Origin of the sequence: Streptomyces sp. NPDC093018 (assembly GCF_040684035.1) — a bacterium.
Taxonomy (GTDB): domain Bacteria; phylum Actinomycetota; class Actinomycetes; order Streptomycetales; family Streptomycetaceae; genus Streptomyces; species Streptomyces murinus.
Genome location: NZ_JBFBFF010000003.1, coordinates 210,716 through 234,961 on the forward strand (window position 1 = coordinate 210,716; position 24,246 = coordinate 234,961).

21 protein-coding genes are annotated in these 24,246 nt (G+C 71.5%); 4 read left to right on the forward strand and 17 right to left on the reverse strand.

The annotated features are described in order from the left end of the window. Positions 1 to 109: 109 nt before the first annotated feature. The 3 genes from AB0N90_RS08245 to pulA all read left to right on the forward strand — a co-directional run bounded on the left by AB0N90_RS08245 (position 110) and on the right by pulA (position 8,917). Positions 110 to 1,798: a glycoside hydrolase family 13 protein gene (locus AB0N90_RS08245; RefSeq protein ID WP_365193977.1), complete on the forward strand. Its 1,689-nt coding sequence runs from the start codon at positions 110 to 112 to the stop codon at positions 1,796 to 1,798. A 135-nt stretch (positions 1,799 to 1,933) separates the two neighbouring features. After that, positions 1,934 to 3,307: an alpha-amylase family protein gene (locus AB0N90_RS08250; protein ID WP_365193980.1), complete on the forward strand. Its 1,374-nt coding sequence runs from the start codon at positions 1,934 to 1,936 to the stop codon at positions 3,305 to 3,307. Positions 3,308 to 3,493: 186 nt separating this feature from the next. Next, a complete protein-coding gene (pulA, locus tag AB0N90_RS08255; RefSeq protein ID WP_365193982.1) occupies positions 3,494 to 8,917 on the forward strand; it encodes a pullulanase-type alpha-1,6-glucosidase in 5,424 nt (1,807 codons plus the stop codon). An 18-nt stretch (positions 8,918 to 8,935) separates the two neighbouring features. Here pulA and AB0N90_RS08260 read toward each other — a convergent pair whose 3' ends face one another. The 13 genes from AB0N90_RS08260 to AB0N90_RS08320 form a co-directional block, all read right to left on the reverse strand. Continuing rightward, positions 8,936 to 9,652, reverse strand: coding sequence for a TetR/AcrR family transcriptional regulator (locus tag AB0N90_RS08260; RefSeq protein ID WP_365193985.1), 717 nt, complete (start codon positions 9,650 to 9,652; stop codon positions 8,936 to 8,938). A gap of 68 nt (positions 9,653 to 9,720) precedes the next feature. Beyond that, positions 9,721 to 10,770, reverse strand: a complete 1,050-nt coding sequence (locus AB0N90_RS08265; protein WP_365193988.1) for a PDR/VanB family oxidoreductase — start codon at positions 10,768 to 10,770, stop codon at positions 9,721 to 9,723. Continuing rightward, entirely contained in the window at positions 10,770 to 11,693 is a 924-nt protein-coding gene (locus tag AB0N90_RS08270; protein ID WP_365193991.1) for a metal-dependent hydrolase, read from the reverse strand. The genes AB0N90_RS08265 and AB0N90_RS08270 overlap by 1 nt, the downstream gene beginning before the upstream one ends. A 90-nt stretch (positions 11,694 to 11,783) precedes the next feature. Further along, positions 11,784 to 13,718 carry a hypothetical protein gene (locus AB0N90_RS08275; RefSeq protein WP_365193994.1) on the reverse strand — a complete coding sequence of 645 codons (1,935 nt, stop codon included), beginning with the start codon at positions 13,716 to 13,718 and terminating at the stop codon, positions 11,784 to 11,786. Positions 13,719 to 13,789: 71 nt separating this feature from the next. Next, on the reverse strand, positions 13,790 to 14,296 hold the full coding sequence (locus AB0N90_RS08280) for a tetratricopeptide repeat protein (RefSeq protein WP_365193996.1): 507 nt from the start codon (positions 14,294 to 14,296) through the stop codon (positions 13,790 to 13,792). A 53-nt stretch (positions 14,297 to 14,349) separates the two neighbouring features. Then, positions 14,350 to 15,006, reverse strand: a complete 657-nt coding sequence (locus AB0N90_RS08285; protein ID WP_361671266.1) for a response regulator transcription factor — start codon at positions 15,004 to 15,006, stop codon at positions 14,350 to 14,352. Beyond that, on the reverse strand, positions 14,991 to 16,250 hold the full coding sequence (locus AB0N90_RS08290) for a sensor domain-containing protein (protein WP_365193998.1): 1,260 nt from the start codon (positions 16,248 to 16,250) through the stop codon (positions 14,991 to 14,993). The genes AB0N90_RS08285 and AB0N90_RS08290 overlap by 16 nt, the downstream gene beginning before the upstream one ends. 31 nt (positions 16,251 to 16,281) lie before the next feature. Next, positions 16,282 to 17,421 carry an NAD-dependent epimerase/dehydratase family protein gene (locus tag AB0N90_RS08295; protein WP_365194001.1) on the reverse strand — a complete coding sequence of 380 codons (1,140 nt, stop codon included), beginning with the start codon at positions 17,419 to 17,421 and terminating at the stop codon, positions 16,282 to 16,284. A gap of 66 nt (positions 17,422 to 17,487) precedes the next feature. Continuing rightward, a complete protein-coding gene (locus AB0N90_RS08300; RefSeq protein WP_365194004.1) occupies positions 17,488 to 18,117 on the reverse strand; it encodes a winged helix-turn-helix domain-containing protein in 630 nt (209 codons plus the stop codon). A 117-nt stretch (positions 18,118 to 18,234) separates the two neighbouring features. After that, positions 18,235 to 18,357, reverse strand: coding sequence for a hypothetical protein (locus tag AB0N90_RS08305; RefSeq protein WP_260864742.1), 123 nt, complete (start codon positions 18,355 to 18,357; stop codon positions 18,235 to 18,237). 287 nt (positions 18,358 to 18,644) lie between these two features. Continuing rightward, complete coding sequence (gene glnII, locus AB0N90_RS08310; RefSeq protein ID WP_361671257.1) at positions 18,645 to 19,676, reverse strand: glutamine synthetase; 1,032 nt, start codon at positions 19,674 to 19,676, stop codon at positions 18,645 to 18,647. 215 nt (positions 19,677 to 19,891) lie between these two features. Continuing rightward, positions 19,892 to 20,821 (reverse strand): CDP-diacylglycerol diphosphatase, encoded by a 930-nt coding sequence (locus AB0N90_RS08315; RefSeq protein ID WP_365194008.1) that lies wholly within the window; start codon positions 20,819 to 20,821, stop codon positions 19,892 to 19,894. 163 nt (positions 20,822 to 20,984) lie between these two features. Then, positions 20,985 to 21,359 (reverse strand): arsenate reductase family protein, encoded by a 375-nt coding sequence (locus tag AB0N90_RS08320; protein WP_361671253.1) that lies wholly within the window; start codon positions 21,357 to 21,359, stop codon positions 20,985 to 20,987. A 164-nt stretch (positions 21,360 to 21,523) separates the two neighbouring features. On the opposite strand from AB0N90_RS08320, the gene AB0N90_RS08325 reads away from it, so the two are divergent. Next, positions 21,524 to 21,838: a hypothetical protein gene (locus tag AB0N90_RS08325; RefSeq protein WP_361671250.1), complete on the forward strand. Its 315-nt coding sequence runs from the start codon at positions 21,524 to 21,526 to the stop codon at positions 21,836 to 21,838. Here AB0N90_RS08325 and AB0N90_RS08330 read toward each other — a convergent pair. The 4 genes from AB0N90_RS08330 to AB0N90_RS08345 all read right to left on the reverse strand — a co-directional run bounded on the left by AB0N90_RS08330 (position 21,826) and on the right by AB0N90_RS08345 (position 24,054). Further along, positions 21,826 to 22,059: a hypothetical protein gene (locus tag AB0N90_RS08330; protein ID WP_365194010.1), complete on the reverse strand. Its 234-nt coding sequence runs from the start codon at positions 22,057 to 22,059 to the stop codon at positions 21,826 to 21,828. The genes AB0N90_RS08325 and AB0N90_RS08330 overlap by 13 nt on opposite strands. Positions 22,060 to 22,085: 26 nt before the next feature. Further along, positions 22,086 to 22,670, reverse strand: coding sequence for a hypothetical protein (locus AB0N90_RS08335; RefSeq protein WP_365194013.1), 585 nt, complete (start codon positions 22,668 to 22,670; stop codon positions 22,086 to 22,088). Positions 22,671 to 22,732: 62 nt separating this feature from the next. Further along, on the reverse strand, positions 22,733 to 23,659 hold the full coding sequence (gene htpX / locus AB0N90_RS08340) for a zinc metalloprotease HtpX (protein ID WP_361671243.1): 927 nt from the start codon (positions 23,657 to 23,659) through the stop codon (positions 22,733 to 22,735). A gap of 137 nt (positions 23,660 to 23,796) precedes the next feature. Continuing rightward, the gene (locus AB0N90_RS08345) at positions 23,797 to 24,054 is read right to left on the reverse strand and encodes a hypothetical protein (RefSeq protein ID WP_365194016.1); all 258 of its coding nucleotides are present in this window, start codon (positions 24,052 to 24,054) and stop codon (positions 23,797 to 23,799) included. Positions 24,055 to 24,246 lie beyond the last annotated feature (192 nt).

A 24,246-nucleotide genomic window follows, 5' to 3' on the forward strand; every position in this document is an offset into this window, starting at 1 on the left:
CGCCTCGCATCCCGTTCCCCCGGCCCGCCTCCGCCGCCGTACCACACGGGCCATACGCGTCCGTGACCCCACGCGCAATGACCCGAATTCCGTCACCACCAAGGAAGCCATGAGCCAGCAGCACACTGCCGCCCCGGCCACCGACTCCGCCACCGCCACCGTCGCAGGCCATCGCCGCGACTGGTGGCGGGAGGCGGTCATCTACCAGGTCTACCCGCGCAGCTTCGCCGACAGCAACGGCGACGGCATGGGCGACCTGGAGGGCGTACGCTCCCGCCTGCCGTACCTGCGCGACCTCGGCGTCGACGCGGTGTGGCTCAGCCCCTTCTACGCCTCCCCGCAGGCCGACGCCGGCTACGACGTCGCCGACTACCGCGCGGTCGACCCGATGTTCGGCACCCTGCTGGACGCCGACGCCCTGATCCGCGAGGCCCACGGGCTCGGCCTGCGCATCATCGTGGACCTGGTGCCCAACCACTCCTCCGACCAGCACGAGTGGTTCAAGCGCGCCCTCGCCGAGGGCCCCGGCTCCCCGCTGCGGGAGCGCTACCACTTCCGCCCCGGCAAGGGCGCGGCGGGCGAACTGCCGCCCAACGACTGGGAGTCCATCTTCGGCGGCCCGGCCTGGACCCGGGTCACCGAGCCCGACGGCGCGCCCGGGGAGTGGTACCTGCACCTGTTCGCCCCCGAGCAGCCCGACCTCAACTGGGAACACCCGGCGGTCGGCGACGAGTTCCGCTCCATCCTGCGCTTCTGGCTGGACATGGGCGTGGACGGCTTCCGCATCGACGTGGCGCACGGCCTGGTCAAGGCCGAGGGCCTGCCCGACCTCGGCTCCGGCGAGCAGCTGAAGCTGCTGGGCAACGATGTCATGCCGTTCTTCGACCAGGACGGCGTGCACGCCATCTACCGGCAGTGGCGGACCATCCTCGACGAGTACGCCGGTGAGCGCATCTTCGTGGCCGAGGCATGGACCCCGACCGTCGAGCGCACCGCCAACTACGTCCGCCCGGACGAGCTGCACCAGGCGTTCAACTTCCAGTACCTGTCGACGGCTTGGGACGCGGCCGAGCTGCGTACGGTCATCGACGGAACCCTGGAGGCGATGCGCCCGGTCGGCGCCCCGGCCACCTGGGTGCTGTCCAACCACGACGTCACCCGGCACGCCACCCGCTTCGCCAACCCGGCGGGGCTCGGCACCCAGATCCGCACGGCCGGCGACCGCGAACTCGGCCTGCGCCGGGCCCGCGCCGCGACCCTGCTGATGCTGGCGCTGCCCGGCTCGGCCTACCTCTACCAGGGCGAGGAACTGGGCCTCCCGGACGTCGTGGACCTGCCCGACGAGGTGCGCCAGGACCCGGCGTACTTCCGCGGCGCGGGCCAGGACGGCTTCCGCGACGGCTGCCGGGTGCCGATCCCGTGGACCCGCACGGGATCGTCGTACGGCTTCGGCGACGGCGGCAGCTGGCTCCCGCAGCCGGCGAGCTGGGGCGAGCTGAGCGTTCAGGCGCAGACCGGGACGGCGGGCTCCACCCTGGAGCTGTACCGCGCCGCCCTCGCCGCCCGCCGCGCCCAGCCCGACCTGGGCGCCGGGGACATGCTGGAGTGGCTGCGCGCCCCCGAGGGCGTCCTGGCCTTCCGCCGGGGCGAGTTCGTGTGCGTCGCCAACACCACGGGCGAGTCGGTGACGACCCCGGCGTACGGCCGGGTGCTGCTGGCGAGCGGCGAGGTGGCCGAGACCGGTGGCGAGGCGAAGGTGCCCGCCGACACCACCGTGTGGTGGACCGCGGCGGTCTGACACCCCGTGTGAAATTTCTTGCATCAACTTCTCTGCGGCCCGCTGCCTTTTCCGGCAGCGGGCCCTTAACATCTGCGTCACCGCAAGGTTTCTGAAACTTTGCAGCAAGCACCTTCAGCGACGAAGGAACCCCACATGGTACGCAAGACGCTCTCCGGGGCGGTCGCCCTCGCGGCCGCCGCCCTTGTCATGACCCCGACGACCGCGCATGCCTCCGCGCCCGGCACCAAGGACGTCACCGCCGTCCTGTTCGAGTGGAACTACGCCTCGGTGGCCCGCGAGTGCACCAGCACGCTGGGCCCCGCGGGCTACGGCTTCGTGCAGGTCTCGCCGCCCGAGGAGCACATACAGGGCTCCCAGTGGTGGACCTCGTACCAGCCGGTGTCGTACAAGATCGCGGGCCGGCTCGGCGACCGGACCACCTTCAAGAACATGATCTCCACCTGCCACACGGCCGGTGTGAAGGTCGTGGTGGACACCGTCATCAACCACATGACCGCGGGCAGCGGCACCGGCACCGGCGGCACGCAGTACACCAAGTACAACTACCCGGGCGTGTACGCGGACTCCGACTTCCACACCTGCCGGACCAACATCAGCAACTACCAGGACCGCTCGAACGTCCAGAACTGCGAACTGTCGGGCCTGGCCGACCTGGACACCGGCGCGGAGCACGTCCGCGCGACGATCGCCGGGTACATGAACGACCTGCTCTCGCTCGGCGCCGACGGCTTCCGCATCGACGCGGCCAAGCACATCGCCGCCGCCGACCTGGCGAACATCAAGAGCCGGCTGACCAACCCGGGCGTCTACTGGAAGCAGGAGGTCATCTACGGCGCGGGCGAGGCCGTCCAGCCCACCGAGTACACGGGCAACGGGGACGTCCAGGAGTTCCGCTACGGCTACGACCTCAAGCGCGTCTTCAACAGCGAGAAGCTCGCCTACCTGAACAACTTCGGCGAGGGCTGGGGATACCTGCCCAGCAACGTGGCCGGCGTCTTCGTGGACAACCACGACACCGAGCGCAACGGCGCCACCCTGAACTACAAGGACGGCGCCAACTACACGCTGGCCAACGTCTTCATGCTGGCCTGGCCCTACGGCTCCCCGGACATCAACTCCGGCTACGAGTGGAGCGACACGGACGCGGGCCCGCCCAACAACGGCCAGGTCAACGCCTGCTGGCAGGACGGCTGGAAGTGCCAGCACGCCTGGCCGGAGATCAAGTCCATGGTCGCCTTCCGCAACGCCACCCACGGCCAGGCGGTCTCCAACTGGTGGGACGACGGCGACAATCTGATCGCCTTCGGCCGCGGCAGCAAGGGCTATGTGGTCATCAACCACGAGGGCGCGACGGCCAGTCGCTCCTTCCAGACCTCGCTGCCCGCCGGCACCTACTGCAACGTGCAGAACAACACCACGGTGACGGTCAACAGCACCGGCTGGTTCACGGCCTCGGTCGCCCCGAACACCGCGCTGGCGATCTACGCCGGCAAGTCCTCCTGCTGAACGGGGAGTCGGCCCGCACCGCGCCCCCATGGCGGTGCGGGCCGCGGCATTTGAAATTCCTTGCCGATGCTTTCACGGCTCTTGCTGCAACCCTTTCGCGAAGGATACGGTCACGCGGGCGCCCGGCCTCGAAGCCGAGCCGCGGCGTGGGGTCGGACCCGAACGAGCCGCCATCGCAAGGAGTTCATGCCTGTGATACCGAGATGGCCGACGCCCGCACAGCGTCGCACCACCCACCGCAGGAGAGCCGCGGCCCTCGCCGTCGCCGCGCTCACGGCCGCACTCGTGCAGCCACTGGCCGCGCCCGCCGCGCAGGCCGCCACCCCGCCCCCGCCCCCGTCGGACTCGGCCCTCGCGGCCCAGCCGGCCCGGCACGGCGACACCCATGAGCAGTTCTACTTCGTCATGCCGGACCGGTTCGCCAACGGCGACAAGGCCAACGACAGGGGCGGGCTCACCGGTTCGCGCATGACGACCGGCTACGACCCCACCGACGAGGGCTTCTTCCAGGGCGGCGACCTCAAGGGCGTCACCCAGAAGCTCGACTACATCAAGGGGCTCGGCACCACCGCCCTGTGGCTGGCGCCGATCTTCAAGAACATCCCGGTGCAGGGCACAGGGGCCAACGCCTCGGCGGGCTACCACGGTTACTGGATCACCGACTTCACCCAGGTCGACCCGCACTTCGGCACCAACCAGGACCTGAAGAACCTCATCTCCAAAGCGCACGCCAAGGGCATGAAGGTCTTCTTCGACGTCATCACCAACCACACCGCCGACGTGGTGACGAACAAGGAGAACTCCTCCGACTACCGCTCCAAGGGCGCCTACCCGTACCTCACCAAGGACGGCAAGCCCTTCGACGACGCCGACTACGCGGACGGAGCCAAGGAGTTCCCGGCCGTCTCCGCCGCCTCCTTCCCGTACACCCCGCAGGTCACCACCGAGTCCAAGGTCCCGGCCTGGCTCAACGACCCGACGATGTACCACAACCGGGGCGACTCCACCTTCGCCGGGGAGTCCGGCACCTACGGCGACTTCGACGGCCTGGACGACCTGTGGACCGAGCGCCCCGAGGTCGTGCACGGCATGGAGCGGATCTACGAGCGGTGGGTGAAGGACTTCGCCGTCGACGGATTCCGCATCGACACCGCCAAGAACGTCGACCTGGACTTCTGGACCCAGTGGGCCACCGCACTCGACACGTACGCGGCGGCGCACGGCCGGAAGAACTTCTTCATGTTCGGCGAGACGTACGACACCGACACCTCCGTGACCGCCCCGTACGTCACCCAGGGCCGCCTCGACGCCACCCTCGACTTCCCCTTCCAGGGCGCGGCCCGCGGCTACGCCTCCCAGGGCGCGAGCGCCGCCAAGCTGGCGAGCGTCCTCGGCGACGACTACAAGTACACGACCGACCGGGCCAACGCCTATGAGCAGGTCACCTTCCTCGGCAACCACGACATGGGCCGCATCGGGTACTTCCTCAAGCAGGACAACCCGAAGGCCTCGGACGCCGAACTGCTGAAGAAGGACGAGCTGGCGAACGAGGTGATGTTCCTCAGCCGCGGCAACCCGGTCGTCTACTACGGCGACGAACAGGGCTTCACCGGCGACGGCGGCGACAAGGCGGCCCGCCAGACCATGTTCGCCTCCCAGGTGCCCGGCTACCTCGCCGACGACGAGATCGGCACCGACCGCACCCACGCCAGCGACTCCTACGACACGAAAGCGCCGCTGTACCGGCAGATCGCCGGCCTCTCCGCCCTGCGCAAGGCCAACCCGGCCCTGACCGACGGCGTGCAGAGCGAGCGGTACGCGGCCGACGGCGCCGGGATCTACGCCTTCACCCGCACCGACGCCAGAAGCGGCCAGGAGTACATCGTCGCGTTCAACAACGCGAGCGAGGCCGAGTCGGCCACCTTCGCGACCGGTTCGGCAGACATGTCGTACCGGGGTGTCTACGGCGCGACGGGCAGCGTGAGTTCGGACGGCGGCCGCAAGGTCACCGTCACCGTCCCGGCCGAGTCCGCCGTCGTCTACAAGGCGTCCGGCGCCCTCGACAAGCCCGCGAGCAGGCCCACGCTCACCCTGAACGCCCCGGCCGCCGGTGCCACCGGCACCGTGACCCTCGGCGCCGGCGCCGGCGTCGACGGCGGTCAGCTGAACCGGGTGGTCTTCGCCGCCCAGGTCGGCAACGCCAAGTGGCAGGTCCTCGGCTCCGCCGACCACGCCCCCTACCAGGTCACCCAGACCCTCGGCGGCAAGGTCCCGGCCGGTACCGCGCTGCGCTACAAGGCCGTCGTGATCGACAGCGCGGGACACACCGCGAGCGCCACGGCGCAGAGCACCACCGGCGCCGTACCCGCGCCCGCCCCGCCCACCGCCTCCTCGCGCGACTACGTGATCGTCCACTACCAGCGCACCGACGGCGACTACGACAACTGGGGCCTGTACGCGTGGGGCGACATCGCCGACGGCGAGTCCACCACCTGGCCGGCCGGGCACCCCTTCACCGGCCGGGACGCCTGGGGCGCCTTCGCCTACGTCAAGGTCAAGCCGGGCGCCTCGAACGTGGGCTTCCTGGTCGTGGACAAGAACGGCAACAAGGACACCGACTCCGACCGGAGCATCGACGTCACCAGGACCGGCGAGGTCTGGGTGAAGCAGGGCGACGCCGGCGTCCAGACCCAGCGGCCCTCCTCGTACCCCGCGCCGGACACCACCAAGGCCGTCATCCACTACCACCGCGCCGACGGCGACTACGACGGCTGGGGGCTGCACGTCTGGACGGGCGCCGCGAACCCCACCGACTGGTCGGCCCCCCTGAAGCCGGTGAAGACTGACGCCTATGGCGCCGTCTTCGAGGTCCCGCTCGCCGCGGGTGCCAGCAGCCTCAGCTACATCATCCACAACGGCGACGAGAAGGACCTCGCCGCCGACCAGTCCCTCGACCTCAAGGCCGACGGCTACGAGGTGTGGCTGTTGAACGGCCAGGACAAGCATCTGCTGCCGGGGCCCGCGGGCACCGCCGCCGACCTCGACCTGACCACCTCCAAGGCGGTCTGGATCGACCGGAACACCCTCGCCTGGGACGGCGCCGACGGTGCCGCCTCCACCCAGCTGGTCTACTCCCACGACGGCTCCATCACCGCCAAGGACGGGGCCCTGACCAGCGACGACGAGCGCTGGCTCCGGCTGGAGAAGACCACCCTCACGGACGCCCAGAAGGCCAAGTTCCCCTATCTGAAGGACTACACGGCCTGGTCCGTGGACCCGCGTGACCGCGGCCGGGTGCGCGAGGCGCTCACCGGTCAGCTGGTCGCCTCCCAGCGCGCCGCCGACGGTGCCGTGCTGGCCGCGACCGGTGTGCAGACCGCGGGCGTCCTGGACGACCTCTACCCGGCCGCCACCGAGGCGCGGCTCGGCCCGGTCTTCCACGGCGGCAGGCCCACCCTCTCCGTATGGGCGCCCACCGCCCAGAGCGTCGCCCTGGAGATCGACGGCACGGACCGGCCCATGCGCCGCGACGACACCACCGGCGTCTGGTCGGTCACCGGGCCCGCGTCCTGGAAGGGCAAGAGCTACCGGTACGTGGTCAAGGTGTGGGCGCCCAGCGTCCGGCAGCTGGTCACCAACAAGGTCACCGACCCCTACTCGGTCGCGCTCACCGCGAACTCCGAGCGCAGCGTGGTGGCCGACCTGGACGACAGGTCCCTCGCGCCGAGCGGCTGGTCCACCCTGCGCAAACCCAAGGCCGTACCGCTGCGGGACGCGCAGATCCAGGAGCTGCACGTCCGGGACTTCTCGGTCGCGGACAAGACCGTCCCGGCGCGGGACCGGGGCACCTACCTCGCCTTCACCGACAAGAACAGCGACGGCTCCCAGCACCTGAGGGAGCTGGCGAAGTCCGGGACGTCGTACGTGCATCTGCTGCCCGCCTTCGACTTCGCCACCGTGCCCGAGAAGAAGGCCGACCAGCAGAGCCCCGACTGCGATCTCGCCGCCTACCCGGCCGACTCCGACCAGCAGCAGGCCTGCGTGGCGAAGAGCGCCGCGAAGGACGCCTACAACTGGGGCTACGACCCGTACCACTTCACCGTCCCCGAGGGCTCCTACGCCACCGACCCGGACGGCACCGCGCGCACCGAGCAGTTCCGGCGGATGGTGCAGGGGATCAACCAGGACGGCCTGCGGGTCGTGATGGACGTCGTCTACAACCACACCTCGGCCAGTGGCCAGGCGGACACCTCCGTCCTGGACAAGATCGTGCCCGGCTACTACCAGCGGCTGCTCGCCGACGGCTCGGTGGCGAACTCCACCTGCTGCTCCAACACCGCGCCGGAGAACGCGATGATGGGCAAGCTGGTCGTGGACTCGATCGTCACCTGGGCCAAGGAGTACAAGGTCGACGGGTTCCGCTTCGACCTCATGGGCCACCACCCGAAGGCCAACATCCTCGCGGTCAGAAAGGCCCTCGACGCGCTCACCCTGAAGAAGGACGGCGTCGACGGAAAGAAGATCATCCTGTACGGCGAGGGCTGGAACTTCGGGGAGGTCGCCGACAACGCCCGCTTCGTGCAGGCCACCCAGGCGAACATGGCCGGCACCGGCATCGCCACCTTCTCCGACCGGGCCCGCGACGCGGTGCGCGGCGGGAGCCCCTTCGACTCCGACCCCGGCGTCCAGGGCTTCGCCTCCGGTCTGTACACCGACCCCAACGGCTCGGCGGCCAACGGTACGCCGGCCGAGCAGAAGGCCCGGCTGCTGCACTACCAGGACCTGATCAAGGTCGGGCTGACCGGCAACCTCGCCAAGTACCACTTCACCGACACCGACGGCAAGGAGGTCACCGGCGCCGAGGTGGACTACAACGGCGCGCCCGCCGGATACGCGGCCGCGCCCGGCGACGCCCTCGCCTATGTGGACGCGCACGACAACGAGTCCCTGTTCGACGCGCTCGCCTACAAGCTGCCCCAGGGCACCTCGGCCGCCGACCGGGCCCGGATGCAGGTCCTGGCGATGGCCACGGCCACCCTCTCGCAGGGCCCGTCGCTGTCGCAGGCGGGCACCGATCTGCTGCGCTCGAAGTCGCTGGACCGCAACTCCTTCGACAGCGGCGACTGGTTCAACGCCATCCACTGGAACTGCGCCGACGGCAACGGCTTCGGCCGGGGCCTGCCCATGGCGGCCGACAACCAGGACAAGTGGTCGTACGCCGGACCGCTGCTGACCTCGGTCAAGGTCGGCTGCCCGCAGATCGAGGGCAGTTCGGCCGCCTACCAGGATCTGCTGAGGATCCGTACGACCGAGAAGGCGTTCTCGCTCGACACCGCGGGCCGGGTGCAGAGCGAGCTGTCCTTCCCGCTGTCCGGCAAGGACGAGACCCCGGGCGTGATCACCATGACCCTGGGTGACCTGGTCGTCGTCTTCAACGCCACCCCGCAGGCGCAGCGGCAGACGGTCTCCGCCCTGGCCGGGACCGGGTACCGGCTGCACCCGGTGCAGGCGTCCGGCGCGGACCCGGTGGTGAAGACCTCCGGTTACACGGCGGCCACCGGCACCTTCACGGTGCCGGCCAGGACCGTGGCGGTGTTCACCCGCTCCTAGCCCCTCTCCTGGCCCGCTTCACGAAGCCAGGGAGGTGAGCCGGCCGACGAGCTCCGCGAAGGGGCCGTCGGCCGGTTCGTCCTTGAGGATGGCGCGCAGCACGTCCGCCATGCCCTCGTCCCGGGTCGCGCTCACCGCGACCAGGGCGGCGAAGTCGTGCACCAGCTGGAGTTCCAGTTCCTCGCGCGGGATACGGCGGCCGTCCAGCCAGATCAGTGCGGTGGACTCGGCGAGCGAGATCCAGGACCGGATGACCAGCTCCAGGCGCGGGGACGCCTTCGCGATCCCGAGGTGGGCCAGCATCTGCTCGTACGCGGACTGCCGTACGTCGTCGATCAGCGCGTTGGTGGTCGAGACGTGCTCCTTCTCCCGGGAGCCGGTCGCGGACACCGCCGGGCCGCCGCGCATCAGGGCCGAGAAACCGGGGCCGTACTCGTCCACATGGGCGAAGAATCGATGCATCACATGCAGCAGCCGGGCGCCCAGCGGACCCTCGTGCGGCTCGGTGAAGCGGGCCTTCAGCTCCTCCGAGGCGCGCCGCAACGCGGCCTCGTACAGGCTGAGTTTGCCCGGGAAGTAGTGGTACACCAGCGGCCGCGAGATACCCGCGGCCGCCGCTATGTCGTCGATGGAGACCTCGTCGGGCGAGCGGCGGCTGAACAGGTCGAGAGCGACGCCGATCAGCTGCTGCCGTCGCTCCTCGACACCCATCCTGCGGCGCACCCCGGTAGTCATACGAACACCTTACCGAGCGGATCCGGCCGTCAACGGTTCGGACCCGAACCGGTGTTCACATCACTGCGTCACAGATCGAGCACAAGGCGTTCGCCGCGGGCCCGGGACACACAGATCAGCATCGAGTCGTGGCGCTCCGCGTCCGTGAGCAGCTCGTCCCGGTGCTCCACCTCGCCCTCCAGGACCCGCTGCTGGCACGTCCCGCAGAAGCCCTGCTCACAGGAGTAGACGGTGCCCGGCAGCTCCCGGCGCACCGCGGCCAGCACCGTGGAGTCGGCCGGCACGCTCACCGTGCGCCCGCTGCGCCGCAGTTCCACCTCGAACGCGGTGTTCCCGTCCGCCGAGGCACGCGGCGCGAACCGCTCCAGATGCAGCGCGGCCCCCTCCGGCACCCGCGCCGCGACCGCCTCCATCAGCCCCTCGGGGCCGCAGCAGTACACCGCCGTGCCCGGGGCCACCGCCGTGAACAGGGCGTCCAGGTCCGGCCGCCCGTCCTCGTCCTCCGCCACCAGGGACAGCCGGTCCCCGGCCAGCTCCCGCACCTCGTCCAGGAAGGGCATCGAGGCCCGGGTCCGCCCGCAGTACAGCAGCCGCCAGTCGGCATCCTCCGGCAGCGCGCGCAGCATCGGCAGCACCGGGGTGATGCCGATCCCGCCGACGACGAAGACGTACGACCGCGCCTCGGCGAGCGGGAACCGGTTGCGCGGCCCGCGCACCTCCAGCTCCATGCCCTCGGCCAGCTGCTCGTGCACCTCCCGCGAACCGCCCCGCCCGTCCTCGACCAGCCGGGTGGCGACCGTGTACGCCGAGGTGTCCGCGGGATCCCCGCACAGCGAGTACTGCCGCACCAGCCCCGAGGGCAGCACCAGATCCAGATGCGCGCCCGGCGTCCAGCGCGGCAACTCCGCACCCTCCAGACGCAGTCGTACGACACCGTCGGCGATCGTCTCGTGCGCGGTGAGCAGCAGCCGCAGCGCCCGGGAGCGGGGCCGCCCGGAGATCGGCGTCTCCAGCGCGGGCATCGGCCACAGCGGCGAGACCTGGACGCGGCGGCGCAGCGCGCTCCGGGTGAGCAGGGCGGCGCCCGCGAGCAGGGCGACCGTGAGCGGCTTCGGCATCAGGCGGCACCCTTCGGGGAACGCTCCGCCTGCTCGGCGGCGAGCGCGGCCGGGGAGGCGGCCAGATAGGCGACGGCCTGGGCGGTGGAGAACTCGTGCGAGGGGTGGTAGTCCCGGCCGAGATAGCGCGGGATGGAGCGCAGCATGGCACCGGTGCCGGGCAGCACGCCCGCACGGCCGCGGTCGTAGAAGTCCTTGAAGGACGCCTTGGCCGCCTCGGGGCCGGCCAGCGTCGGGTCGTTCGCCATGAAGAAGCGGACCCCGCGCTGCCACAGGAAGAGCAGCGCCGAGAACGCGCTCGCCCAGGTGCGGGCCCGGCGCCGGTAGCTGCCGTCCAGATGCGTGAACAGGTCGAAGGCGACCGAGCGGTGCTCCACCTCCTCCGCGCCGTGCCAGCGCAGCAGGTCCAGCATGGTGGGGTCGGCGCCGCGCCGGTCCAGCTCGGCCGCGCCGAGCACCCAGTCGCCGAGGAACGCGGTGTAGTGCTCGATCGCCGCGATGATCGCCACCCGCTCCAGGAGCCACCAGCGGCGCGCCCGGCCGGGCGGCAGGGTGCGGTCGCCGAGCAGCTTCTCGAAGAACCAGTCGACCTGCGCGGTGTACGGCGTCGGGTCCAGGCCCTGCTCGCGCAGATGCGGCAGCACCTCGTCATGGGACTGGGAGTGCATGGCCTCCTGCCCGATGAACCCGATGACGTCCTCGCGCAGCCGGTCGTCCTTGATCAGCGGCAGCGCCTGCTTGTACACGTGCACGAACCAGCGCTCGCCGGCGGGCAGCAGCAGGTGCAGCACATTGATGGTGTGCGTGGTGAACGGATCCCCGGGCACCCAGTGCAGCGGTGTGTCCTCCCACGAGAAGGACACATTGCGGGCCTTGAGCGCGATGCGCTCGGACTCCACCGGCCGGGCCTGCGTATGAGACATGGCGTCAATGTACTGACGGGTAGGCGCTCTGAGAAGGGTTCCGGCACGGCTTGTTTACGCGAATGTCAATAACATTCGTACGCGCGGGCCCTAGTGCAGCCCGTCGATCGCCTTGCCGCCCGCCAGCGTGCCCTTCAGCTGAGCCTGCGCCCCCTTGGTGGCCTTGGAGATCAGCAGCGAGCCCGGCGCCGACGCGGTGATCCCGCCGCTCGCGTGGATCGCCACCGTGTCCGGGGCGCCCGCGGCCAGCAGATACCAGTGCCCGCCCTTGGACTTCCACAGCACCCCGGCCAGCACATGCGGATCGCGCGGACCGCAGGCCGCGGTATCGGTGCCCTTCGCCGTGACGGCACCGTAGCGGGAGCCGGGGACACGGAACTGGGCCAGTGCCGCGGCGCCGTCACCGCGCCAGGTCTCGGCGCGGGTGCAGACCCATTGGCCGGCCCCGCTGCCGTCGGGCAGCGGCTGCTCCGCGTAGTCCCAGGCGTTGACGCTGCGCACACCCGAGGAGCGCTCGGTGGCCAGCGAGCAGGCGAACGGCGCCCACGCCTGGAGCCCCGCGGGCCCGGCGGCCGCACCGGGAGCGCCGGGGCGGCCCGCGGTGAGACGGGCCGGGACCAGCTCGCCGAGGTCGGTGGCCAGTTGGGTGCCGGAGCCGCCGGAGACCTGGAGCACGGTCCAGGAGGTGCAGTTGCCGGTGGCCAGGGCGGGGCTGGTCAGCGGGGCGGTGACACCGCCGGTGACCGTGAGCGGGGTGGGCGCCGAGGCCGGCTTCAGCAGATCGCGGGTGGCCGCCTTGGTCACCCAGGGGGCCAGCAGATACTGCACATTGCCGTCGGCGCGGCCGAGGACCAGGGCGCTCGCCTCGGCGCCGGTCGCGCCGTCCACCCGGGCGAAGTCCAGGGCGGCGCCCTGGGTGCCGTCGGCCGGTTCCGCGTAGCGGGCGATGCGCAGACCGTCGTAGAGGATCACCACCCGGGCGGCGTCGACCTGCCCCGCGTACAGCAGTTGGGGCGGGCCCGCGGGGCCGCCGGTCTGGGTGCCGGGGGTGGCCGACACCCGGACGTTCTGCCCCGGCCGGGCCCAGACCGCGAGGGCGCGGCGCAGCAGGTCCTTGTCGCCGGTGAGCGGGCCGCGCGCGGGCCAGGCCGAGAAGTCGGTGCGGGCCGCGGAACGCCAGGCGGTGGGGGAGATCCGGGTCAGTTTGCCCGGGTCGAGGGCGGCCTGGGCGGCCGGGTTCTCGGCGTAGACGGGGGCGGCGGCGCCGTCCGGGCCCCAGCCGGAGTGCGGCAGCGCGAGCAGCGCCCCGCACACCGCGAGGGCGGCCGCGGCGCCGAGGGCGGCCCGGGTGTGCTGGCGGCGGCGCAGCAGATCGGTGGGCCGGGCCTGGAGGGTGCAGGGGTCGAACTCGGGGGAGGAGAGCAGGCCCGGCTGGGCGGGCACGCTGTTCGCCATGGCGAGGGCGCCGCCCGGGTCGTCCACCCCGGCCGCGTCCAGGATCTTGCGGATCTCCTGGTCGGGCAGCCGGTCCAGGCCGCGCAGCACATAGGCGGCACGGGCCGGCGCGGACAGCTTCGACAGCCGCTGGTCCAGGGCGAGTTCGTCGGCGCCGCCGGAGCGCGGGAGCAGCCGCAGGCCCCAGACACGGGGCAGCAGCGGGGGCAGGCCGCGGTGCGGGCGGGCGGCGGCGAGGGCGGCGCGCAGGACCCGCTCGCGCAGATAGGCGTACCCGGGGTCGCTCTCCCGGGCCGCCGGGTCACCGGGGTCCCGGCGGGTGGGGGTACGGCCCGAGGGCTGGGCCGGGATCCGGTCGGCCTGCCTGCGGCCCCGGGGCAGGGCGCGCTGGGTGAGGGCGTGTGCGGTCAGCACCCGGCGGGCGCGGCCGAGGCCCGGCGGCAGCACCAGATGGGCGAGCCGGACCAGCCGTGGATAGTGCTCGACGAGCATGGCCTCGGCCCGCTCGACGTCGGCAGGTCCGGAGGCGGCGGCGGGGGCGTGACGGTGGGCTACATCCTGTGACTGCACGTCCGGAAGAACGAGCGAGCCCTTGGTTGGTCACCGTCAAGCGCCGCGTACATGCCGATGCGGCGGCCGGTTCAGGCCTCCGGACCGGCCAGGGCGCGCGCGTAGTTGGCCATCGACCGCTGGTAGCGCGGCAGATGGGCGGCCAGCGCCTCGATCACCAGGGACAGGCCCTCGCGGTCGCGGCCCAGGCTGGAGAGGCACAGCGCGAGACAGGCGCGCACCGCGTCGTCCAACTCGTCGCTCGGTCCGTCCAGTTCGGGCATGAGGAGCTGTACACCCTCCTCCGGCTGCCCGATGTTGCGCAGCGAACTCGCCAGCTGGATCCGGGTCCGCCGCCCCCGGTAGCCGTCGAGGCCGCGCGCCAGCGCCTCCCGGTACAGCGGCACGGCCCGGTCCGAGTGCCCGGTCGAGTCGAAGGCGCAGGCCCGCTCGAAGGGGCCCCGCGGGCTGTCCTCGGGCAGTTCGGCGACGAGGCCGTCGATCAGGGCGCGGAACCGATCCGCGCGCTCCTCGGGGTACTCGTCGCGGGCGAAGGCGGCCCAAGCGGCGTCCACCCGGTCTTCCCAGTCCTGGTTCACCGCGTCACCCTCGCACACACGTGCCCCCGGGGTCACCGGAATTGAACCGGTGCTCAGCTGGGCCCGCCGTCGAGATACGCCAGCACCGCGAGCACCCGCCGGTTGTCGTCGTCCGACACCTCCAGGCCGAGCTTGCCGAAGATGTTGGAGGTGTGCTTGGCCACCGCCCGTTCGGTGACGACCAGTTGGGCGGCGATGCCCGCGTTCGACCGGCCCTGCGCCATCAGCTCCAGCACCTCCCGCTCGCGCGGGGTGAGCCCCCCGAGCGGCCGGTCGTCGGCCGAACTCCGGGCCAGAAGCTGCTGGATGACCTGCGGATCCATCGCCGTACCTCCCGCCGCGACCCGCCGTACGGCGTCCACGAACTGCTCCGCGTCGAACACCCGGTCCTTGAGCAGATACCCGATCCCGCCGGTGCCGTCCGCGAGCAGCTCCCGCGCGTACAACTGCTCCACATGCTGGGAGAGGACCAGCACCGGCAGCCCCGGCCGGGCCCGCCGGGCGGCCAGGGCGCACTGCAGGCCCTCGTCGGTGTGCGTGGGCGGCAGCCGTACGTCGACCACCGCCACATCCGGCTTCAACTCGGCGAGCGCCCGCGTCAGTTCGGGTCCGGACTCGACGGCCGCCGCGATCTCGAAGCCGTACGCCTCAAGCAGCCGGACCAGTCCGTCGCGCAGCAGGAAGAGGTCTTCGGCTAGGACAACACGCACGGGATCTCCATGGTCACCATGGTGGGGCCGCCCGCGGGAGAGCTGACGGCCAGGACGCCGTCGAATGTACCGAGCCGCTTCTCGATCCCGGCGAGCCCGGAGCCGGACCCGACCGAGGCACCGCCCCTGCCGTTGTCAGTGACCGTGATCCGCAGCCGGCCGTCGGTGTGGTGCAGATCCACCCAGAGCCGGTCGGCACCCGCGTGCTTGGCCGCGTTGGTGAGCACCTCGCTGACCGCGAAGTAGGCGGCCGACTCCACCGGCGCGTCCGCCCGGCCCGGCAGCTCCACCGCGACCTCGGCCGGCAGCGGCAGCCGCAGCGCCAACGCCCGTACGGCGTCGCCGAGTCCGCGTTCGGCGAGCACCGGCGGATGGATGCCGCGGACCAGGTCGCGCAGCTCCTCCAGGGCGTCCACGGAGTTGCGGCGGGCCTGCGCCAGCAGCCGCCTGGCCTGCTCCGGGTCCTTGTCGAGCAGCATCTCGATGGTGCCGAGGTCCATGCCCATGGCGACGAGACGGGCCTGGGCGCCGTCGTGCAGATCCCGTTCGATGCGCCGCAGTTCGGCGGCCGAGGTGTCCACCGCGTCCCGCCGGGTCTCGGTCAACACCCGTACTCGCTCCACGAGTTCGCCCTCGCTGTTGTCGAGCACCGCCCGCACGAGCCGGAAGTGCGCGGTCAGCAGGCCCGGGGTGAACCGCAGGGCGACCCGCAGGATCACGAGGGCGAGGACGGCCGCGCCGATGGCGGTGGCCTCCCCGGTGACCGGGACGAACGCGTACCAGTACGTGCCGCCCCGGGCGTACGCCCGCCACAGCCCGAAGGGCAGCAGCAGTCCCTCGACGGGGTAGAACAGCAGCAGGGCGGGGAGCAGCGCGCTGATGAAACCCGCGGTGAAGTCCACCGGCAGCCAGCGCACGTCCCGCCAGGTCTGCGGGTCGCCCAGCATCGTGAAGGTGCGCGTCCACGGGTTGGTGCCGCGCGGGATCGGCCGGTACACCGCCCGGATCCGCACCCCGCACCACTCCGCCGCCAGCCTCCGGCGCACATCCGCCAGCGCCCTGACCCCCGTCAGCACCAGGGGGGTCGTGAGCAGTCCGATGCCGAGCGGGACGAAGGCGAGGGACACCAGGGTCAGGACCAGGAACGCGATGCCGAAGGGCATCGTGATCAGGGCCAGCATCAGCCCCTGTACGGCGGCCAGCAGGGACCGGCGGGCCCGGTCGCGCATGTTTTCGCTGTTCATACGGCGAGTCTCGCCGACCTGCCGACGGGGGTCACTGGCCCGAGGCCCCCTCTTGGGGGGTGGTGCCAGGTACACCATCGGCTTCGGGGGCGGTACCGGACACGCCGTCGTCGCCGTCGTCGCCGTCGCCGTCGCCGTGGCCGTCGCCCTCGGACGCGGCGTCGGGGGCGCCTTCGCGCAGCGCGGCCAGCACCTTCGCCTCCACCTCCGGGGCGAGGCCCGGGGCGCCGCGGTCGGACCGCCGGGGCGGGGTGCCGCCGATCGAGGCCAGCCACCGCCAGGTGTCCGCGACGGTCTCCGCCACCGGGCGGCACACCAGCCCGGTGTCCGACGCCCTGCCGGCATCGGCCCGATGGCAGGCGTCGTACATCTCACCGCCCGGCGGCACCCACACCGGCAGCTCGGTCCACGGCTCGATCCCGGCGTCCAGGACCGTCCGCGGATCGGCCCAGCACAGCTCGGCGTCCGCACCGGTGGCCGCGCGGCACGCGTCGAGGAACGCGCCCATGGTGGTGTGCCCCGGCGGGCTCACCAGGTCGTACGGCCCGCTCAACTTCCGCTCCAGCGCGCCGAGAAGCCAGTTCGCGAGGTCGCGGGCGTCGATGTACTGGAGCGGCAGCCCGCGCGGACCGGGCGCGAGGACGGGACCTCCGCGGGCGATCCGGGCCAGCCACCAGGGCAGCCGGCCCACGTTCTCGTACGGCCCGAGGATCAGCCCCGCCCGCACCAGCAGCGAGCCGTCCGCGCCGAAGGACTCCAGCGCGGCCAGCTCGCCGCCCCGCTTGTCCACGGCGTACTCGCGCTGCCCGGCGTCCGCCACCGCGCCCTCGACCAGCGGGGCGTCCGTCCTGGCCCCGGCCGGCCAGGGCCAGGCGTACACCGAGCAGCTGGAGACGTACGCGTACCGCCCGACGCGGCCGCGCAGCAGCCGTGCCGTCTCCCGCACCGCGCGGGGCGCCGCCGACCAGGTGTCCACCACCGCGTCCCAGTCGCCCTCGGCGAGCGCGTCCAGGCCGCCCGGCGCGGTGCGGTCACCGCGCAACACCCTTGCCCCGGACGGAGGCTGGTGGCGTCCCCGGTTGAAGACGGTCACCTCCCAGCCGCGCCCGAGGGCCGCCTCGACCACGGCCCGCCCCACGAACTCCGTTCCGCCCAGCACCAGAAGTCTCATGCCGGGCAGCCTGCCCGGCCGGGGTCCGGCCGGCACGGGACTCCGCCGAGGGCGGAACCGGTGAGGTCAACGCCCGGTCGGGGGAATGTACTTGTAGCCGACCCGGCGCACGGTCTGGATGGTCCGGCGGTGCTCGGCGCCCAGCTTGCGGCGCAGCCGGGCGATATGGACGTCGACGGTGCGGCCGTCGCCGACATGGCCGTACCCCCACACCGTGGTGACCAGCTGGTCACGGGTGTGCACCCGGTGCGGATGGGCCACCAGATGCGCGAGCAGCTCGAACTCCAGGTAGGTCAGGTCGAGTTCGCGGCCCTCGATGAAGGCGGTACGGCGCCCGGAGTCGATCCGGACCAGCGGCTCACCGGCCGCCTGTCCCGCGGCGGCGGTCGGTGCCGTCGGACCCGTCCGTACTGCAGGACCCGCCTGTTCCGGCACCGCGACCGGCAGGAACGGCGGCTGCTGGTCGGCGGGGACCAGCACCAGATAGCCGACCATCGGCGGGCGGCCGGGCAGGACGGGCAGGGTGTGCTGCGGGGCGGGCAGCCAGGTGGCGCCGGGCGGCAGGAAGTCCGCGACATCGACCACCTCGTCACGGTCGACGGCGCGCAGCCGATGCCGGGCGGGGGCGTTCAGGGGGGCCGTGGCGGGGGCCGGGGAGACAGCGGAGACGGGGGAGACGGAACGAGTGGTCGCCATGAGAGGTCAGCTCTTTCGCGCGAGAGGTTCGTCGGGAGGGTCGGCGGCCGCGATTCGTGGTCGGGGCGCGCCGGGACGTACGTCGTTCCGCGCTGGCCGAAGGCCGGGGTTACGGCTTCACAGGGCCCGCGCGGACATCGCGCGACAACACACCCGGTCGAAGTCGTGATGCTGGCGGGAGGGCCAGAAGGGCTCAAGGTCGTGGCGACCCGTCGCGGTGATCTTCTGGAAGCTGGCCATGCGCTTATTGAAGCAGAGGCGCGCGCCGGGCACGAGAGTCCTCTCACAGGTTGGACGTGTCCTTGGCGTGAAGTCTGCGTTGCGGAAGCCCCGAGGGCCGGAGTCAAGCCCCTGATCAGCGGGTTGTGCGCGCGGAGAAGGCCGAATCGATGTCTCAGTATGCGGACAGTCCGGGGGGTGTCCGCGGGTCCGGTCGGGGTCCTCGGGGGCCTCAGGGGCGCACCCGGGCATGCGAAAGGGGCACCCGCCGCGAACGGCGGGCGCCCCTGTCAGGGCTTGCGGGCGGATCAGACCTGGCCGGCCTTCTCCAGCGCCGTGCAGCAGGTGTCCACCATCAGGCGGGTCACCAGGTAGGGGTCGACGTTGGCGTTCGGGCGGCGGTCCTCGATGTAGCCCTTGCCGTCCACCTCGACCTGCCACGGGATGCGCACCGAGGCACCGCGGTCGGAGACGCCGTAGGTGAACTCGTCCCACGGGGCGGTCTCGTGCAGACCGGTCAGCCGCTCGTCGATGCCGGCGCCGTAGTTCTTGACGTGGTCCAGCGGCTTGGAACCCTCACCCAGCGACTCGCACGCGGTGATGATCGCGTCGTAGCCCTCGCGCATCGCCTTGGTGGAGAAGTTGGTGTGCGCGCCCGCGCCGTTCCAGTCGCCCTTGACCGGCTTGGGGTCGAGGGTCGCGGAGATCTTGAAGTCCTCGGCGGTGCGGTACAGCAGCCAGCGGGCCACCCACAGCTGGTCGGAGACCTCCAGCGGGGCGAGCGGGCCGACCTGGAACTCCCACTGGCCCGGCATGACCTCGGCGTTGATGCCGGAGATGCCGAGACCGGCCTTCAGGCAGTTGTCGAGGTGCGCCTCGACGACCTCGCGGCCGAAGATCTCGTCGGCGCCGACACCGCAGTAGTAGCCGCCCTGGGGGGCCGGGAAGCCGCCCTCGGGGAAGCCCAGCGGACGGGTGCCGTCGAAGAAGGTGTACTCCTGCTCGATGCCGAAGATCGGCTCCTGCGCGGCGAACCGGGCCGAGACCTGGGCCAGTTCGGCGCGGGTGTTGGAGGCGTGCGGCGTCATGTCCGTGTCCAGGACCTCGCACAGCACCAGCACGTCGTCGCCGCCGCGGATCGGGTCCGGGCAGGTGAAGACCGGCTTGAGCACGCGGTCCGAGGCGTGGCCCTCGGCCTGGTTGGTGGAGGAGCCGTCGAAGCCCCACAGCGGCAGCGCGTCGAGACCGGCCGGAGCACCCGTGATGATCTTCGTCTTGGAACGGAGCTTGGCCGTCGGCGCGGTGCCGTCGATCCAGATGTACTCGGCCTTGAAGGTCACGGGGGGACACATCCTTCGGGGTGGTTCGGGCGCACTTGCGGGTGCCGGTGCGGCGCCGCGCGCCGTCTATCGATCTGCCCGAAAGCCTGCCAACAGGCCGTTTCCCGACCATTGCCCTTATGTGAACCCCGTGTTACCTGGGGGTTTTGTGCCGCGGATCACGCAGGGGATTCGGCCGGCCAGGTGAAGCCGGCCGGCCCGGCCCCGGCACCTTGTCAGCCGTACACCAACAGGTAGTCGCAGGTGCTGGTGCCGTCGTGGAGGGAGGTGTCGCTGTTGAGGACGTAGAAGGAACCGGCGAAGAATCCGGCGGCCGTCATCTTCGGGACCACGATGAGGGTCTGGTCCGCCATGTTCAGCGAATTCGGGACCACCACGTTCCGGTACAGCAGCGTGAAGAGGTTCTGCTGGAGGTCCTGCAGCTTGAGGATGCGATAGACGCGGTCACCCGAACCCGCGGGCCCCGACACGGGCGCCTGGTTTCCCGGGGCGGCCCATTGGGAGGGCTGGGTGGCCATACGGCCCTGGGCCTCGAGTTCCTGGAGCCGCCGCTGTGTGCTCGGTCTGATTCCGGCCATGTGGATATGCAGCTGCTGATAGCGGCGCGCATGCTGAGAATTGATTCCCAGGCCGATGTTCGCGTACTGCACGGGAACGCTCCCTCCGTGCCGCGCGTTCTCCCAGGCTTCGTGCCAGTAGTTCGCCGCCGAGTCCATATGGATGAACGGGCATTCGATGCCCGTGATCCGGCACGAGGGGAGGAGGAGATAGTTGTGCGTGTTCTCCGGGCTTCCGTGCAGCACGACGTAGTTCGGGGTCATCTTCAGGCAGTCGGGCTTGCCCTGCGAGGGCGGCGGGGTGATGCCCTGCGTGCAGTACTTGACGTCGTTCCACAGCAGGTCGTTGTCGCTGGGCATGCCGCACAGGGGCTGGAGCTGAGCGGGCGGGCAGGGGCTCGCCCCGCCGGGCGGCGGGGTGGCGGAGCACGACGGGGTGGGCGTGGGCCCGCCGTGCGCCGTGTCCGCCGTGGCGTTCGTACCCGCGACGACTCCCGCACCGGTCAGCAGTGCCGCGCCGCCGACGGTGCCCGAGAGCGCGACGAAGCGGCGCCGCGGGAATTCATCCGTGTTCTTCTGGTCGCTCATGCGCGTGATCTCCGATGGTGATGACTGCCGCTTCGGTCTCCGCCCCTCGCCGATCCGTTCACGGAACAGGGGCCGGGGAATCGGATTTCCCCTCGGATGAACCGGTCGGTGTGGCGCGTTCCGCCATTGAGAGGCGTTCCGTCTCATCACCCTCGGCACCCCGTCACCCGGACGTCGCCCCGTGCCCGATCGCCTCCCGTACCGCCTCCTCCGTCCGGGCCACCAGGGCCGTGCCGTCGTCCGCCGTGATGATGGGCCGCTGGATCAGCTTCGGGTGTGCGGACAGCGCGTGGATCCAGCGGTCCCGGGAGTCCTCGTCCCGGGCCCAGTCCTTGAGCCCCAGTTCCTTGGCGGCCGCCTCCTGGGTCCGGGTGATGTCCCACGGCTCCAGGCCGAGGCGCCCGAGTACGGCCCTGATCTCGTCCTCGCTCGGCACGTCCTCCAGATAGCGCCGCACGGTGTACCCGACCCCCTCGGCGTCGAGCAGGCTGATCGCGCTGCGGCACTTCGAACAGGCCGGATTGATCCAGATCTCCATGGCCCCACGGTACGCGAAAACCCGTTCACCACCCCTGCCTCGGTGGCCCCGAAAGCCCTTGTGGCCAGGGCCTTTTGTCAGTGGTCCGCCGTAGAATAGAAGCAGTGTTCGAGGGTGTCGCCGGGCTCGCCGGCCGGTGCCCTGATCGCGTCTGGAGGATGCCCGTGCCCGCTGCCGCTCTCAAGCCGAAGCCGTCGCCGACCCAGTCCACCGCCCAGCACCCCGTGCTCTTCGACTCGCCGTACGAGCCCACCACGAAGCGGGCCCTGCCGGCCGGGCGCCCCCGGGAGTGGTACGTCTCGCACAACCGGCGCCTGAAGGCCATGCGCCTGGCCATCGCCCTGCTCGACTCCGGTGTCTACCTGCCGGACCAGGCGCGCGACGACACCATCCGGGACACCGCCGAGTCGATCGGCATGCGCCCGCCGTCCGACACCACATGCCGCATGGTGCGGGCGTTCATGCGCTACAGCCGCTGATCCACCCAGGCGCCGGGCAGCACTCCGACCGGGCTGCCCGGCGCCGCCGTCAGCACGGCCACCAACCGCCGTCCGTCCTCGGGGCGTTCGCAAAGCCACAGGCCCAACTTGTGCTCGACGTCCGGGAGTTCGAGCCGGGAGCAGTCGGCGCGGCCGCACAGCGCCTCGTGCGGGTGGACAACGCCTCGTGCCGGGCCCGAGCGCCACCACCTGCCATCCACCCACGGCACGGACCCCGCTGGAAGAATCACAGACCGGGGGCGCCCCATACCGGGAACCAGCGGGAGAGGTCCTGCTCGATCCGCAGATCGTCGGCGAGTACGGACCGCACCTGGAGCTCCAGCGCGTTGTCCCGGCGCTCGCCGCCCCCGGCCGGCGGGGCGAAGGGGTAGAAGGTGCCCCGCTTGTAGAGGTAGACGAGCGCGAGGGCGCGCCCGGTGTCGTCGGCGAAGCCGGCCAGCGAGCACAGCAGCTGCGGGCCGAAGCCGTTGAGCTCCAGGGAGCTGTTCACCGCGTGCAGATCGTTGACCAGCTGTGGCAGCTGGTCGGGGGAGCGGCGGGAGACCAGCCACGAGTAGCCGTAGTCGTCCCGGTGCAGCTCCACCGGCGATCCGGCGCGCTCCGCGTCCGCGTCCAGCAGCGCCTGCACCTCCCGGTGGGTCTGCTCGAAGGCCGCGCCCTCCACGGTCGCGAAGCACACCGCGCCCCGGCCGGTCGGCGTGAAGCCCATCGCGGCCTGGAGCGTGATGGCGGCCGAGGGCAGCGCGAAGAGCTGGTCGAGATCGGGGGCGACGGGCTTGGTGCGCCCCAGCAGGATGTCCAGCAACCCCAACGCTCAGCCCGCCTTCTGTGGTGATGTCCGTGCCACCCGTGATGTCCCGGTTCCCGCTCCGCTCATGCCCGGTCGGCCTCCGGCGGTACGGCCGTCTCGCCCAGCTCCGCCGAGATCCGGCCCAGCTGGTCCAGCCGCTGCTGGAGCGTCGGGTGGGTGGAGAAGAACCGCTCGATGCCCGGCTCCTTGCCGGTCGCCGGGGTGAAGTAGAAGGCGTTGAACGCCTGGGCCGTGCGCAGGTCCTTGGTCGGGATGCGGGCGATGTCCCCGGTGACCTTGGTGAGCGCCGAGGCCAGCGCCGAGGGGCGCCCGGTCAGCTGCGCGGCGGCGCGGTCGGCGGCCAGCTCCCGGTACCGCGACAGCGCCCGGATCAGCAGGAAGCTGATCGCGTACACGGCCGCCGAGACGCCCATCACGCCCGCGAAGACGACGGCGGTGTTCTGGTCCCTGCGGCCCCCGCCGAAGATCTGCGAGTAGAAGGCGAACCGCACCAGCAGGCCCGCGACCACGCCGAGGAAGGAGGCGATGGTGATCACGGCGACGTCCTTGTGCGCCACATGCGACAGCTCGTGCGCCAGCACGCCCTCCAGCTCTCCGGGCTCCAGCCGGCGCAGCAGCCCGGTGGTCACACAGACCACGGCGTGATCGGGATTGCGTCCCGTCGCGAACGCGTTCGGCATGTCCATCTCGGACACGGCGACCGTCGGCTTCGGCATGTCCGCCATCGCGCACAGCCGGTCCACCACCGCGTGCAGCTCGGGATACTCCTCGCGCTCCACGACCCGCCCGTGCATGGCGAACATCGCGATCCGGTCGGAGAACCAGAACTGGGCCACGAACATCGCGCCCATCAGGACGACGACCAGCAGCCAGGACTTCAGCAGTACGAGCAGCGCGGCGATGAAGGCCACGTACAGCAGTCCGAGCAGAAACATGGTGACCGTCATCCGCACGGTCAGTCGCCGGTCGCTCCTAAAGCGGCTCTGCATCTTGCATCACCCCGCAGTCGGGCACCTTCGTCCCGCTGTCCAGTGTGCACCTGCGGCACGGTATGGCGAGGGGGCCGACAGGCCCCGCTCGCCGACCGGCGGCTCTCGTCGCCCTCGACGCCACCCTCGGTGACCGATCAGTAACCGTTCCGTGTCCGAGCGTACCCCAGCAGCACGATCACCGCGGCCACGCAGCCGAGGACCACGGCGGTCGACACCCAGGACGAGCGGCGGGACCCCGTGAGCTCCGGGTCGGCGCGGAAGGGGGCCGGGTCCGGCGGGTTCTCCTTCCAGCGGGCGGCGAGCATCCGGGCGCGGGCGGAAGGCTCCTTGTGCCGGGCGGAATTCGCCCAACCATGATCGAACTCCCGCTCCCAGTCGTCCTGTTCAGACATTCCCCGTTCAACCTCTCTCGTCCGGACAGCTGCGGGGGCATGATCCCGTGGGGCCCCCGGAAGTAGGAAGCCCGAGCGGTACGAAAGGTTGCACAGCGGCTCTGAGCAGCCCGTTTACGCCCGATTCGCGTCCGGATGCCGGGTGCTGATCCGGCCGCTAGCATTTTCAGCAGAGCCGCGCCGCAGGGTGCG

Coding starts and splice junctions, on each gene's coding strand:
- AB0N90_RS08245 (WP_365193977.1), top strand. CDS start 110: ATGAGCCAGCAGCACACTGCCGCCCCGGCCACCGACTCCGCCACCGCC.
- AB0N90_RS08250 (WP_365193980.1), top strand. CDS start 1,934: ATGGTACGCAAGACGCTCTCCGGGGCGGTCGCCCTCGCGGCCGCCGCC.
- pulA (WP_365193982.1), top strand. CDS start 3,494: ATGCCTGTGATACCGAGATGGCCGACGCCCGCACAGCGTCGCACCACC.
- AB0N90_RS08260 (WP_365193985.1), bottom strand. CDS start 9,652: ATGACTACCGGGGTGCGCCGCAGGATGGGTGTCGAGGAGCGACGGCAG.
- AB0N90_RS08265 (WP_365193988.1), bottom strand. CDS start 10,770: ATGCCGAAGCCGCTCACGGTCGCCCTGCTCGCGGGCGCCGCCCTGCTC.
- AB0N90_RS08270 (WP_365193991.1), bottom strand. CDS start 11,693: ATGTCTCATACGCAGGCCCGGCCGGTGGAGTCCGAGCGCATCGCGCTC.
- AB0N90_RS08290 (WP_365193998.1), bottom strand. CDS start 16,250: ATGAACAGCGAAAACATGCGCGACCGGGCCCGCCGGTCCCTGCTGGCC.
- AB0N90_RS08295 (WP_365194001.1), bottom strand. CDS start 17,421: ATGAGACTTCTGGTGCTGGGCGGAACGGAGTTCGTGGGGCGGGCCGTG.
- AB0N90_RS08300 (WP_365194004.1), bottom strand. CDS start 18,117: ATGGCGACCACTCGTTCCGTCTCCCCCGTCTCCGCTGTCTCCCCGGCC.
- AB0N90_RS08305 (WP_260864742.1), bottom strand. CDS start 18,357: ATGGCCAGCTTCCAGAAGATCACCGCGACGGGTCGCCACGACCTTGAG.
- AB0N90_RS08315 (WP_365194008.1), bottom strand. CDS start 20,821: ATGAGCGACCAGAAGAACACGGATGAATTCCCGCGGCGCCGCTTCGTC.
- AB0N90_RS08320 (WP_361671253.1), bottom strand. CDS start 21,359: ATGGAGATCTGGATCAATCCGGCCTGTTCGAAGTGCCGCAGCGCGATC.
- htpX (WP_361671243.1), bottom strand. CDS start 23,659: ATGCAGAGCCGCTTTAGGAGCGACCGGCGACTGACCGTGCGGATGACG.
- AB0N90_RS08345 (WP_365194016.1), bottom strand. CDS start 24,054: ATGTCTGAACAGGACGACTGGGAGCGGGAGTTCGATCATGGTTGGGCG.